This window comes from Commensalibacter sp. Nvir (assembly GCF_963921845.1).
Lineage (GTDB): Bacteria > Pseudomonadota > Alphaproteobacteria > Acetobacterales > Acetobacteraceae > Commensalibacter.
Genome location: NZ_CAWUGZ010000072.1, coordinates 15,932 through 30,058, shown reverse-complemented (window position 1 = coordinate 30,058; position 14,127 = coordinate 15,932). Strand labels below are relative to the sequence as shown.

The following is a 14,127-nucleotide window of genomic DNA, read 5'->3' as shown; positions in this document are numbered from 1 at the left end:
TGATTATATAGTATTAAAAATATATTCTAGCTTTACCGATATTCATCCGTTTTTAGTTTATTTTATATTCTTCTTTTTTAATGTTCTATCAAATTAAAAAGTAGAAAGTTTTACTGACCCATCGATTCCATAAGCCTTTTTTAAATCTCCATGTAAAACCTATGTTCATATTTTAAGATGGGATCTAAGAAAAAATTTGTTTTATAAGGCTTGTTTATCAAGAGAAAAAAATCAGCGACTTTTCTCTATATCTTAATATCGTATCTAGAAATATGGCACGCTTGCCTTTATTTTTTCCAAAAAAAAGCAAAATCATACGCTTAAACTTGAGTTCTTCATTCAAAAAAATTAACAAAAATACTTTATTATGTACGAATGACTTTGCAACAGCAGCACAAAAAAACCTAGGTAAAAAACAGTAAATATTTTTACCTAGGAAAAATAAAGTTGAAAGATCTAACAAAAAATAAATATTTAATTTTCCGCATGGTGGTGTATTCATAAATACGGAAAATTGAATACCATAAGTTGCTTATGTAACATCCTGCCATTATTTAGACTAAAATGCAAAAATTATTTTAATTATTATCCAGTTAAATGCGTAATACTTCCACCAATATCAAAATAGTGATTAATAGCATTTTTTAATGAGGATGCAACAAGGCCTTGATACATTGCTTTTCGAAGTTGAGATTCATCCATGCGATTAGACATAAACCCCATTTCCACCAAAATAGAAGGAACGTCACAAGATTTTAAAACCACGAAACCTGCGTGCCTCCTTGGGTTATTCAATAAGCCAACACGATTGTTAAACGAACGCACAACGGTTTTGGCTAATGTCATCGATTCTTTTTTGGTTTCCAATTGCACCAGACTTGCTAATATTTTTTGAACAGCAGGAGAAACCACTTTGACATTCGGTCCAGCATAGCGATCCGCGCTATTTTCTGTGGTCGCTAAAGCTGCCGATAAGGAATCCGAGGCATGATTGGATAAGGTATAAACACTAGCGCCTCTCACAGAATGGTTTCCCAACGCATCGGCATGCAAAGAGATAAATAAATTCGCTTTATGTTTTTGAGCGAATTCTACTCTACCATCTAAGGGAATAAATTGATCTATTTCTCGAGTTAATTTTACCCGGTAACGTCCTGTATGCGTTAATTGTTTTAATAACTCCAAAGAAACAGCATACGAAATGTGTTTTTCGTAAGTTCCAGAGTAACCTATGGCTCCGGGATCTTTTCCACCATGCCCAGGATCCAATACAATTAAAGGGAGTAAAGGCTTTGCCTTCCCAACAATAGCAGGAAAACCAGACTTATTATCTTTTTTGACAAAAAGCTTAGACGCTTTATTTTTAGATTTATTGGTATAGGTGAGTTGATTTTTTTTTGATTTGGCCAAACATAATACTGGGAAAAACCATAAAATCAGAATAACCATAGTCACCCTTTTAGAATGATCGACGGCCGCAGTAGATTTATCTTTTTCAAACTCCATAATTGACCATTACCCGTCGTATATTTTTTTAAATGAAAATTTTTAAAAGCTGTTATTACAAAACATTATGAAACTATGCGAGTAGTTTAAATTCGAATAAAAAAATTATAAATCTAAAAAAACTCTTTCCGTCATTATTTGAATCTGTAATAATACAGCGTTACAAGTAAGCATTTTATCAAAATGCCGAAACATAATAAACAGTAAAACACGATTAGAATAAGTTCGTTAATTTTGATGCCACTATAAAGAAACTGTAATTTTATGCTTAGTTATGTTTAAAATAAATTTTCGATAAATATATAAACATTATCGAAAATACACTTAAAAAATTAAATAAATGTTTTAAACGTTTGAATTTCAGTTCAGATTAAACCGCAGAGAAATTAACATTACTCTCTTAAATGACTGATTTATTAAATTAAAACGGAATTTATCCTATCTTAGTGATGTTTCATGGTTACGATGTAATAAACAATAATGATTGACATACGTTCCCATCCGTAAATAGCAACTAAGAAAATTATAATTGATTGCTAAAATCAATCAATGGAGCACACATACAATATGAATAAAAAAATGCTGATTGATGCCAGCTATAAAGAAGAAACACGCATCGTTGTCGTCGATGGATCTTGTATTGAAGATTACGATGTCGAAAGTTCTACCAAAAAGCAGCTTAAAGGGAATATCTACCTTGCTAAGGTAATACGAATAGAACCAAGTCTTCAAGCCGCCTTTGTTGATTATGGTGGGAACCGTCATGGATTCCTAGCGTTTAGCGAAATTCATCCTGACTATTATCAAATACCCATTGCGGACAGAAATGAATTAGTAACCCTTCAAAATTCCCAACCTTCTGAGGATAAAAATCCTTTAAACGAAACAACGAATGAATCTGTAACCGAAAATGAAGATACAGACCAATCCTATCATTTTTTCGACCAACTGGGTAAAAATTACAAAATTCAAGAAGTAATCCATAAAAGGCAAATCTTACTGGTTCAAGTTGTTAAAGAAGAACGTGGAAACAAAGGCGCCGCCCTTACCACTTATCTTTCCTTGGCAGGAAGATACTGTGTTTTAATGCCTAATTCATTAAAATCAGGCGGAATTTCAAGAAAAATTACGTCTCCTTCTGAACGCCGACGATTAAAAGACATTATCAGCGAATTAAATATTCCTTCACATATGGGAATGATCGTACGAACTGCTGGCGCTCAATGTTCAAAACCAGATGCGCTAAGAGACGGTGAATATTTGCTGAGACTTTGGGATGAAGTACGCGACCGTACGTTAAAAGCGATTGCTCCTACACTTATTTATGAAGATTCAAGCCTATTAAAAAGAGCGATAAGAGATAATTATACTTCCGATATAAATGAAATTCTAATCGACGGTGAAGAAGGCTGGATCATCGCCCGAGATTACATGAAAGCTTTGATGCCTCAAAACATACGCAAATTACATTTATGGAGAGATCAAAAACAATCTTTATTTTCACATTATAAGATCGAAAACCTTCTTGATAAAATGCTTTCCCCTATTGTGCAGCTGAAATCTGGTGGATACTTAGTTATTAACCAAACGGAGGCACTGGTTGCGATTGATGTCAATTCTGGACGATCCATCAAAGAAAGAGACTTGGAAGATACTGCTTTACGTACCAATCAAGAGGCAGCAGAAGAAATTGTCCGACAACTGAGACTTAGAGATTTAGCAGGGCTTATTGTTATTGATTTTATTGATATGGAAAATAAAAAACATAATTTTATGGTCGAAAGGCGTTTAAAAAATGCTTTAAGTAAGGACAGAGCAAGAATACAAGTCGGGTCGATATCGATGTTCGGGTTACTTGAAATGACAAGACAGAGATTGAGACCTTCAATAGCTGAATTTGCATTTATGTCTTGTTCACATTGTAACGGAACAGGAATTATACGAAGCGTGGAAAATATAGGTTTACACATTTTACGACAAATTGACGGTCAAGCTAAAACGTGTAAACCAGGCATCTTAACCGTTCATTTATCTTCTCATGAAATTGCACTTTATTTACTTAATTTAAAACGTCAGTGGCTTATGGATATCGAGAACAAATATAAGCTTCAAATTATACTGGACGTCGATAACGGCTTGCAAGCTACACAAATAAAATGCCACCATGAAACCAGCGAAAATATTGAAACAGAAAACGAGACCGATAAAATTGATTATCTTTTCACCGAAAATACATCCGTTCGGGAAATACCGATTCAAGCTCAATCTGAACTGACCGAAGAACATCCCCATAAAGAACAAAATGGACGAAGAAAACGTTTTAGACGCTCGCGAAATGAATATCAACGCTTTTCAAAAGAAGAAAACCGAACTGAACCAGCCGATAATAATGATATTGAGCCTGCAACCATTATCCATCCTATTGAAATTTCAACCCCCTCTTCTGAACTCAGCGATGCTGATCATGAATCTTTGTTAAAACCTGACAATCGAGGAAAATACTCCAACCGTTATCCTCGCCAACCTAGGTGGAAACGTAACAAATTTGAAAAGCAAAACACAATTCTTCACGAGGAACCCCCTATTACCGTTGAAGCTTCTTTTGAAAACAATAACCATACTGACGTTGTTTTAATAGAACCCATTCCTAACGATACATTAACTTCTGCTCTTTCTCCTGACGCCGAAATAGAAAAAACACTATCTTCAGAAATAGAATTTTCATCTGAAACAACAAAATTACTGCCAGAAGAAAATCAGTTGCCCAATGAAGATAACGCTGTTGAGGTAAAAAAACCGAGACGCAGTCCCGCTTCTAGAAAAACAGTGAATAGAGGGAAAAGAAAACCTGCAAAAGTGGAAAGTCCCGCGTTAACTGAACATTCTGTGGATTTGGCCATTCAAGATCAACCTGCTGTAGAAGAAGAATTATTATCAACAGCGAGTATTAATGCCAACCCAGACCCAGCAAGCTTTTTTGCTGAAGATCTTTCAACCACTGAACAACCTTCGTTGCCAAAAGCTCCCACCCAAGACAGCAAAAGTAAACCTAAAACTAAGAAAACGCCTATTCGACGTGCAGTTCGTTCAAAAAAAGAAGTGGCTAGCGTTACCCCTCCCGAAAAAAAAGTGAAAGACGCAGAACCTCAAAAACCACAACCTTTTTCAAAGGAGTCAGTTCCCGTAAGCCATACAGACGAAGAGTCCCCTGTAAATCGTACGCCTAATTACCAACCGGTTCAACCTATCGTCATCGACGATTCAACCCCTAGTAACCGTCAAAAAGCTGGATGGTGGAAACGCTAACCTTATGGTGATGTTTGAACTCAAGCAACTTGATTACAGGATATAAATAATTATTCAGTTGCCTGAGTTCATGTTACTCATTAAGGTCAGGCTTAACATCATTTGTATTAAAGAATACTTAATATGCAACTTTCTCGATATACAGATTACTCGTTACGTATTTTGATTTATTTGGGCATTCATCGCGAACGTCTAAGTTCTATCAATGAAATTGCCACTTGCTATAATATATCCCAAAACCATTTGATGAAAATTGTCCATAATCTTGGAAAATCTGGATTTATAACCACTGTTCGCGGTAGACGTGGCGGCCTTCAACTGAATAAAAAACCAGAAGAAATTACGCTAAGTAGCGTTATAAGAAACAGTGAGGAATCCAGTCGTCCCATAAAGTGCAAGGCTTGCATTATAGAAGATGATTGCATTATACAAGATGTCGTTATAAAAGCCTTTGAGGCCTTTTATAACGTTTTAAATCAGTATACATTGGCGGACGCTATACGAAATCGTGTAAAATTAGAAACTTTATTTACTCAAGCAAATCAAAAAGGTTGCAATCCCTGAATTTTAAGAAATGCAACGCAATTTTGCACGTTATATGTTCAAATTCCAGTTTTGCATCCCTTTAAAAATACTATTTTTAGATTGCTTTAAACCTTTTTTTATCATAAAAAAAACGAAAAAATCTATATAGGATTGATCCATGCAACGCTATCGTACTCATACTTGTGCTGCTTTAAGAGCAAGTGATAACCATTTAACAGTAAAATTAGCAGGTTGGGTACATAGCAAACGCGACCATGGTGGTTTGCTTTTCATCGACTTACGTGACCATTTTGGCCTTACCCAAATTGTAATCCCTGCCCAAGCAAGTTTATTATCTCTTGCTGAAAAGATACGAGTGGAAAGCGTCATATCGGTAACGGGAAAAGTCGTTTTAAGAGATACAGGTACCGTAAACCTTAAATTACCTACAGGTGAGATTGAGATACAAGCAGAACACATAGAAATTTTGTCGTCTGCCAACGTCTTACCGTTTCAAGTCAATGGTAATGAAAATTACCCCGAAGACTTGAGACTTGCCTATCGTTATATTGATCTTAGAAGGGAGCAAAACCATAATAACATCATTTTACGTTCTAAAGTAATCGCTAGCCTAAGGCAACGCATGATGGAACAAGGGTTTATGGAATTTCAAACTCCTATTCTAACCGCTTCTTCCCCAGAGGGAGCAAGAGATTTTTTGGTGCCAGCGCGTTTACATCCAGGTAAATTTTATGCTTTACCCCAAGCACCGCAACAATTCAAGCAATTGGCAATGGTGGCGGGCTTTGATCGTTACTTCCAAATTGCTCCTTGCTTTCGCGATGAAGCAGCTCGTGCAGACCGTTCACCAGGGGAATTTTATCAGCTCGATTTCGAAATGTCTTTTGTTACGCAAGAAGACGTTTTCGAAACCATTGAACCGGTTATAGAAGGCATATTTAAAGAATTCGCTCCTAATTATGCCATCAGTCCTGCTCCTTTTGAACGTATTTCCTACGCCCAATCTATGGAACAATACGGCTCAGACAAACCGGATTTAAGAAACCCCCTGAAGATAAGCAATGTATCCAAAGCATTTGAAAATTCAGAATTTGGCTTGTTCAGCAAAATTATCGAAGACGGTGGAGAGGTTAAGGCAATACCTGCTCCTGGAGCTGGACAAAAACCACGTTCCTTTTTTGATAAATTAAACAATTGGGCTCGAGATGAGAAAGCGGGGGGGCTAGGCTATATAATTTTTGATGCCAGCGGAACCAAAGGTCCTATTGCTAAAAATCTGAATGCTGAACGATGCGAGATGATAAAATCAGCGTGCCACTTAAAAGACGGCGATGCTGTCTTTTTTGTCGCAGGTAAAAAACCCGAGGTCGTAAAATTTTCTGGTAGTGTACGAACTAAAATTGCCAGCGAGCTTAATTTAATTGAGGAAAATGCATACCGTTTCTGCTGGATTATTGATTTTCCAATGTATGAACTCAACGAAGAAACGGGACGTATTGATTTTTCACACAATCCTTTTTCGATGCCTCAAGGCGGTTTAGACGCATTAAATAACCAAAATCCTCTGGAAATCAATGCGTATCAATACGACATTGTATGCAATGGTATCGAACTTTCATCGGGGGCTATACGCAATCACAAGCCTGACGTGATGATAAAAGCTTTTGAAATTGCGGGCTACCCGAAAGAAGAAGTCGAGAAACGATTTGGTGGTATGCTCAAAGCCTTTAGCTATGGTGCCCCCCCTCATGGAGGGGCAGCTCCTGGTATTGATCGAATGGTTATGTTATTGGCCAATGAGCCGAATATTAGGGAAGTCATTTTATTTCCCCTAAATCAACAAGGGGAAGATTTGATGATGAATGCCCCTTCGAATGTGCCCCCTGAACGGTTGAAAGAGCTTTCTTTATCGGTTCATCTACCGAAACCGAGCATTAAAAAAAGCTGAGCGATAAAAAATCAATGGATGTATAAAATTTTTATACGTTACCAATTTTTGAAGGCAACTGTTCTCAGACGTTATTTTTATTCGGATTAAAACGCTGGTCTCCTTAACGACTAATTTAAAAACGCCATAGTTTGTTCGTAATGTCCGTATAGCAAAGTCGTCGTTTAATATTAGTCAACCTTGTACAGAACAGTTTTTAACCTAGAAAATTCCGTTGATATAAATTTATCCAAAATGCGTTTGTGTGTAAATGAAATGCTCATTTTTTTCGAAATTGATGAACGCTATATAAATGTCTACGCCCAATACTAAAGGATTAACTCTTGTCAAAATTTAAAAATAATATAAAGCCCGTCTCACAACCTACCAAAAAGGGAGAATTGGCCCACACTTTAAAGAGAAGACATGTTGTGATGATTTCTATTGGAGGAATTATCGGGGCAGGATTGTTTGTAGGGGCTTCGGCAGCCATAAACGCAGCAGGTCCTGCTGTTTTGTTCTCTTATATCATCACAGGGTTTCTAATTTATTTCGTTATGCGCATGTTGGGTGAACTGGTTATTGAAAATCCTCAATTAGGATCTTTTATAAATCATATACGCAATGGTATGGGTGATAACACCGCGTTTATTATGGGTTGGGGATATTGGTTATTTTGGATTTCCGCTATTGCCGCTGAAGCCATTGCGGGGGGTGAAATCATTCTCCGTTACTTTAATATATCTCAAGATTATAATTTTTTAGGCACGATGGTTATTGGACCGATATTAATTATCTCGATGATGATTACGAATCTTTTTTCTGTTAAGGGGTACGGGGAATTTGAGTTTTGGTTTGCTTTAATCAAAGTTATTGCCATTGCTTTATTCATTGTTGTTGGGGCTATGGCGTTAACGCATCTCTTTGGTCACGTCGACAATCAAATTAAAACGTACACCTGTTATTTTGGATTTGTACCCAAAGGATGGCTTGCCATTTTTACGATTATCCCTACCATTCTGTTCACGGTTACGGGATCAGAAATTGCCACCATCGCGGCCGCAGAATCCGATGATCCTGCTGAAAATGTCGCTTATGCTACTCAGACTATTATTTTTCGGGTAATGGCGTTTTATATTGCAGCGGTTGCTATTATTCTTGCTATTTTACCTTGGAATGAAACCATACCCGGGATTTCCCCTTTCTTAATGACATTGCAAAAAATTAATATACCTTATGCTTCCGATATTATGGCTTTTATTATTTTGGTTGCCATTCTTTCTTGTCTTAACTCCTCAATTTATGCAACGTCTCGTACTTTATTTGAATTAGCCGAATACGATGATGCTCCTAATTGGTTAACTCAAACGAATGCCAGTGGTGTACCTCAACGCGCAATTTTGACAGCATCGTTGATAGGCATTGTCATTTCTATTATAGCTGTCATTTCTCCTAATTTATTTTTTGCATCGTTGCTGAGCTGTGCTGGCTCTATTATTGTCGCCGTGTATGTTGCTATATGCATTTCTCAAATCAATGTACGAAAAAAAATGTACTTGGATAACCGCGTTCCTACCTTTAAAATGTGGTTATTCCCCTATTTATCTTGGGCTACCATTGCTGCCTTTGTATTAATTATTCTTTGTATGCTGTTTGATATACAACAACGAAAACAAATTGTTTTAAGTGCCTTGACCTTAAGTTTTATTTGGTTATTTCGTGTCTTATTATGTCGGTTAAGAATTAAAAGCATACCATGAACGCTGAGCGATAAAATCTTTTAGGAGCTACAAAATGGTTGAAACTGTTTTTGATGCACAAGGATTACAATGCCCACTGCCTGTCCTTAAAACGAATAAAATTTTACACACCATGAAAAGTGGACATTGCATTCGAGTTCTTGCGAACGATCGTACTACCATCAAGGAATTTCAAGAATTTTGTCGTCGCACGGGTCATTCCCTTGTTGCTTTCTCAGATCACGGTCAGTATTTATCTTTTTTAATTAAGCATAAATAGCATTTAAAAATTCAAAAGATAATTCTATACAAAATACAAAGGATTACTTATTTTTATTTTAAAGATGCTAGAGTTGTCAAAGTGAGTCAACGTTATTAATGGAAAATTCTATGTCCGAAGACATTTCCTCTCTCTCATTTGAAGAGGCCTTAGCTGAACTTGAAAAAATTGTGCATAATCTTGAAACCGGCCAACAAAAACTTGAAGAGGCCATTATAGCCTACGAGCGCGGTGCGCTCTTAAGACGCTATTGTGAAAAAAAACTCAACGAAGCAGAAGCCAAGGTGCAAGTTATTGTTAAAAAAGATGGTAATAATCTAAGCACTGAAACCTTTGAGTAACTAAGAAGGCTATTATTCATGAATTTTTCCTCTTTATCGACCCTAGACTCTCAAGATCTTCGCTGTTCCCTTTCGGAAAGAGCAAAACAAATTGAAATCACTTTGGATAAATTATTACCCAAAACAAAAGGAGGCGAAGCCACTCTTGTCGAAGCAATGCGTTACGCTGTTTTGGGTGGAGGGAAACGATTAAGAGGATATTTGGTAACCGAAGTTGCTTCTCTTTTTAATGTTGATATTAAAAAATCTTTGTTCGTTGGTGCTTCTGTTGAAATGCTTCACGCGTATTCATTAATCCATGACGATTTGCCCGCAATGGATGACGATAACCTCCGTAGAGGCAAGCCTTCGGCTCATATTCAATTTGGCGAAGCGATTGCAATTTTAGCAGGCGACGCTCTTCAGACGAAGGCCTTTGAAATATTGTCTATGGAAGACGTTGAAGAAAACGCACAAAAACGAATTGAGTTGGTAAAATCTCTTGCAGAAGCAAGTGGGGCGATTGGAATGGTCGGCGGTCAAGTTATTGATATAGAAGGGGAAAACCGTCATCTCACGTTACCAGAAATCCTAAATTTACACGCCATGAAAACAGGGCGCCTTATCTGTTATGCTGCAGAAGCAGGTGCCATACTCGGTGGGGCGTCACCCGATATGCGTAATCGTATTATCAGTTACGGCCGAGATTTAGGCACGGCATTTCAAATAGCAGATGATGTACTGGATGCAACCGCAAGTGCAGAGGAATTGGGCAAGACCGTAGGAAAAGATAGCGCTGCGGGCAAATCTACTTTCGTGACTCTATTGGGGATTGAGGACGCACGCAAAGAAGCAAAACGTCTAATTGAAAAAGCAAAACGGCATTTAAATTTTTTCGATGAAAATGCCAACAATCTTCGTGCTTTGGCCGAATACGTGATTACTCGGAAAAATTAATTTAATTTTAATGTTCAGATCGTTTTATTAAAGAGTATACGAGGTGATTAAAAAAAAACGTGTTGACATACTACTCGTTGAGAAAAATTTAGTAGAAAGTCGTAGCAAAGCGCAAGCACTTATTATGGCTGGGTTGATTTTTACGCCAAACAGCCGCATTAACAAACCCGGCGAGCTGGTAAGAGAAGATATTCCATTAACTATCAAAGGACGGGAACACCCATGGGTTTCAAGAGGAGGAATGAAATTAGATCATGCGTTGCATACGTTTCGTTTAAACCCTGAAGGACTCAATTGCATTGATGTAGGGGCATCAACGGGTGGATTTACCGATGTGTTATTGAGTAAAAACGCACACAAAGTTTATGCTCTTGACGTTGGACATGGTCAGTTGGCTTGGAAATTAAGAAACGATCCTCGTGTTATCGTTCATGAAAAATGCAATGCCCGTTATTTAACGAAACATCACATTCAAGATCGTATACAAGTCGTGGTATGTGACGCGAGTTTCATTAGTTTGAAAACTATACTCCCCACCCCATTATCTTTTTGCCAACCTGGGGGATGGGCTGTTGCTTTAATCAAGCCTCAATTCGAGGCTGGACGCGAATATGTAGGATCAAAAGGCGTGGTACGAGATCCCCAAATCCACCAACAGGTTTGTCAAGACATCCAAAACTGGTGGCAAAATATGCCCAATTGGAAAGTTTTGGGAATAGAAACCAGCCCTATCACAGGACCGGAAGGAAACAAAGAATTCCTTATTGCAGCACAACATGTGACCCTTTAGAACATTCTAAGTTTTATTAAGTTTTTTATAATGAATTTACCCTTTTTTATATCACCTATCCCATGCGGACCTTACCAATTGCGACTTATCGATTTAGAGGATTCTTCCTGTCTTCATTCGCTTATTAATGATTGGAATGTGGTACGGATGTTGAGCAATGTTACCTTTCCTTATCCCAAAAATCTTTTAGATCAATGGATAAAAACAATGGTAGACGAAGCCAAAATCGGAAAATCTTACCATTTTTCTATCCTTAATGCAGATAGTTCAATCAAAAACATAACTGGCTGTATCGGTATTAAAATCAATAAAGCCGATAAAATTGGTAAAATAGGCTATTGGGTGGGGCGAAAATATTGGGGAAAAGGCATTGCTACTCAAGCCCTACAACGATTGAGCTCTTGGGCTTTGGCCAATTTAGATATTAATTATATTCATGCCACATCTGCTGTAGACAACTTGGCTTCGATCGCAGTTTTAAAAAAATGTGGGTACCAACCTTTTGGCCAAGGAAAAGAAAAATTCTTGGCACGTAATGGTGAGCAACCTGTTTCTTATTTCTTGTTACAAAGAGAGGATATTTGCCCAAGCCATAACTCGGCAACTGTTTCTAACAGCACGGAAAAACCAAAAAAACTATTGTTGGTGGTTGCCGCTGCTTTGATTGACACAGATGGAAAATTGTTGCTAGCCCGACGACCCGAAGGAAAATCCATGGCTGGAATGTGGGAATTTCCAGGAGGGAAAGTAGAATCAGGTGAAACTCCTGAAACTGCATTAATTCGTGAGTTAAAAGAAGAGCTTAATATTGATGTTTCTCAAAGTTGCCTTTCTCCATTTACCTTTGCCTCCTACGATTATCCAGATTTTCATCTCTTGATGCCTTTATATCTTTGCCATCGTTGGAAAAATAACCCTGAGCCAAAAGAGCATCAACAATTGGATTGGGTTAGCGCCGATCAACTTAAAAATTATCTCGTAATGGAGGCGGATAAACCTTTTATCCCTCTACTAAAAGATTTGCTTTTTTAGATTAATCTGACAAGGAACGTTAAATTTATTCTGTTTTCTTCCCGGAGTTTCAACTTGAAAAGAAAACAGACTTCCTGCTTGAGGATATTGAGATTGTTCTTCTGGGCTAAGACCTTTTATGGCGGTAGTAACAAACGCCGTTCGATACTCCTTTCCACCAAACGCTATCTTTGTAACATTGGGACAGGGGATCTCAAACGATTGCACAAACTTGCCTTCTAAAGAATATACCCTTACTTGATGCCCGCCATACAGACATACCCATATATTATCCTTTTCGTCTATGGTCATTCCGTCAGGATGACCTTTGTCTATAACAGCAAATATTTTTTTATTGGTTAAACCCCCGCTCGATTCAATATCAAATTGATACATAAGGCGAGCATTTGAATGATTATGAAATAATTTCTTATGCTGTTCGGAAATCAACGGTCCATTTGTTATAACATAATCTCGATCCATAATTTTTATAGAGGGTTTGCCTTCCATCCACTGCAAAAAATATAAAGCACCTTTTGGGTGTTTTGCTGCACGATCCATCGTACCAAACCAAAGATTTCCTCTTTCGTCCACATATCCATCGTTGAGACGAACTTGTTTGAAATCTTCTTCAACGGATAGCCAATAAAAAAAGGTACCACGTTGCGTGTCAAACCAATAAAGCCCGTCCTCCATTCCACATAAAAATAGTTTTTGTGTTGTGGGAAAAATGAACGTTGGGTCTTTAGGGGTTGTCCACTCTGTTTTACTCTGCGTCTCTAAATTATATCTAAAAATTTTTTTTCCAATAACGTCTACAAAATATACACTTGCTTCGCTTTCAACCCATACCACTCCTTCCCCTAATTGAGTCGATGCATTCCAAACGCAGTCGATATCAAATCGTTTTTTTTGGCCCATTTTGTTTTTTCCCTCTATAATATAATTTTTAGAAAAACTTATATTTTTAATCAGCTAAGGAAATATCCATGAGCCCTACGGCAATAATTATTGTTATTGGTAACGAAATTCTTTCAGGAAGGACTCAAGATACAAATGTAAATTATATAGCAAAAAAGCTAGCTTCAGTAGGTATAAAGTTGAAAGAAGTGCGTATTATTCCAGACGATCGTAAAGTTATTGTTCATGCCCTCAAGACCCTCCGATCCACTGTTGACTACGTTTTTACTACAGGAGGCATAGGACCTACGCACGATGATATTACCTCTGATTGTGTGGCAGAAGCATTTGGAGTTTCTAATCCTATCCATGAAGAATCTTTTAAAAAATTGGAAAATTATGTGGGAGCCAAAAATTTCAACAAAGCTCGCCAACGTATGGCACACCTCCCTTTAGGTGCTGTACCTATACCTAATCCTATTTCTGTTGCGCCTGGATACATTATGGGAAATGTATACGTTATGGCTGGCGTTCCACAAATTATGCGAACAATGTTTGATGCTATCTTACCAACATTACGCCATGGCGATCCTATCATTTCCCGCACATGGTATGCCTTTGATGCGCTTGAAGGGGCAATCGCTGAAGGATTGTCAACTTTACAACAAACATACCCTCAAATTGAAATAGGATCTTATCCTTTTTACGATTTAAATGGGAAGGATGGCGTTGCTTTGGTTGCCAAAGGGCAAGATCAAACCTCCGTAAAAGAGGCTGCAAAAAAAATTCGCAGTTTACTCATCTCAATAGGGTATGATCCTCACGAAGGGGAACCAAAACCATAA

At 37.5% G+C, this 14,127-nt stretch carries 12 protein-coding genes; 10 read left to right on the top strand and 2 right to left on the bottom strand.

Annotated features, from left to right (window positions below; genetic code table 11):
* Positions 1-585 precede the first annotated feature (585 nt).
* Complete coding sequence (locus AABE15_RS05120) at positions 586-1,506, bottom strand: N-acetylmuramoyl-L-alanine amidase (protein ID WP_338330208.1); 921 nt, start codon at positions 1,504-1,506, stop codon at positions 586-588.
* A gap of 567 nt (positions 1,507-2,073) precedes the next feature.
* Between AABE15_RS05120 and AABE15_RS05115 the strand changes: the two genes are divergently transcribed.
* The 9 genes from AABE15_RS05115 (at position 2,074) to mutT (ending at position 12,403) form a co-directional block, all read left to right on the top strand.
* Positions 2,074-4,812, top strand: coding sequence for an Rne/Rng family ribonuclease (locus tag AABE15_RS05115; RefSeq protein WP_338330207.1), 2,739 nt, complete (start codon positions 2,074-2,076; stop codon positions 4,810-4,812).
* 123 nt (positions 4,813-4,935) lie between these two features.
* Positions 4,936-5,376, top strand: coding sequence for an Rrf2 family transcriptional regulator (locus tag AABE15_RS05110; protein ID WP_338330206.1), 441 nt, complete (start codon positions 4,936-4,938; stop codon positions 5,374-5,376).
* Positions 5,377-5,515: 139 nt separating this feature from the next.
* Entirely contained in the window at positions 5,516-7,306 is a 1,791-nt protein-coding gene (aspS, locus tag AABE15_RS05105; RefSeq protein ID WP_338330205.1) for an aspartate--tRNA ligase, read from the top strand.
* Positions 7,307-7,629: 323 nt separating this feature from the next.
* Positions 7,630-9,045 carry an amino acid permease gene (locus AABE15_RS05100; protein ID WP_338330204.1) on the top strand — a complete coding sequence of 472 codons (1,416 nt, stop codon included), beginning with the start codon at positions 7,630-7,632 and terminating at the stop codon, positions 9,043-9,045.
* Positions 9,046-9,079: 34 nt separating this feature from the next.
* A complete protein-coding gene (locus tag AABE15_RS05095; protein ID WP_338330203.1) occupies positions 9,080-9,304 on the top strand; it encodes a sulfurtransferase TusA family protein in 225 nt (74 codons plus the stop codon).
* Between the two features lie 110 nt (positions 9,305-9,414).
* A complete protein-coding gene (locus AABE15_RS05090) occupies positions 9,415-9,645 on the top strand; it encodes an exodeoxyribonuclease VII small subunit (RefSeq protein ID WP_338330202.1) in 231 nt (76 codons plus the stop codon).
* A gap of 18 nt (positions 9,646-9,663) precedes the next feature.
* Positions 9,664-10,581, top strand: coding sequence for a polyprenyl synthetase family protein (locus AABE15_RS05085; RefSeq protein ID WP_338330201.1), 918 nt, complete (start codon positions 9,664-9,666; stop codon positions 10,579-10,581).
* Positions 10,582-10,627: 46 nt separating this feature from the next.
* A complete protein-coding gene (locus AABE15_RS05080) occupies positions 10,628-11,371 on the top strand; it encodes a TlyA family RNA methyltransferase (protein ID WP_338330209.1) in 744 nt (247 codons plus the stop codon).
* A gap of 30 nt (positions 11,372-11,401) precedes the next feature.
* A complete protein-coding gene (gene mutT / locus AABE15_RS05075) occupies positions 11,402-12,403 on the top strand; it encodes an 8-oxo-dGTP diphosphatase MutT (protein WP_338330200.1) in 1,002 nt (333 codons plus the stop codon).
* Here mutT and AABE15_RS05070 read toward each other — a convergent pair.
* Positions 12,383-13,303, bottom strand: coding sequence for an SMP-30/gluconolactonase/LRE family protein (locus AABE15_RS05070; protein ID WP_338330199.1), 921 nt, complete (start codon positions 13,301-13,303; stop codon positions 12,383-12,385). The two genes, mutT and AABE15_RS05070, sit on opposite strands and share 21 nt — an antisense overlap.
* Before the next feature lie 68 nt (positions 13,304-13,371).
* On the opposite strand from AABE15_RS05070, the gene AABE15_RS05065 reads away from it, so the two are divergent.
* A complete protein-coding gene (locus AABE15_RS05065) occupies positions 13,372-14,127 on the top strand; it encodes a molybdopterin-binding protein (protein WP_338330198.1) in 756 nt (251 codons plus the stop codon).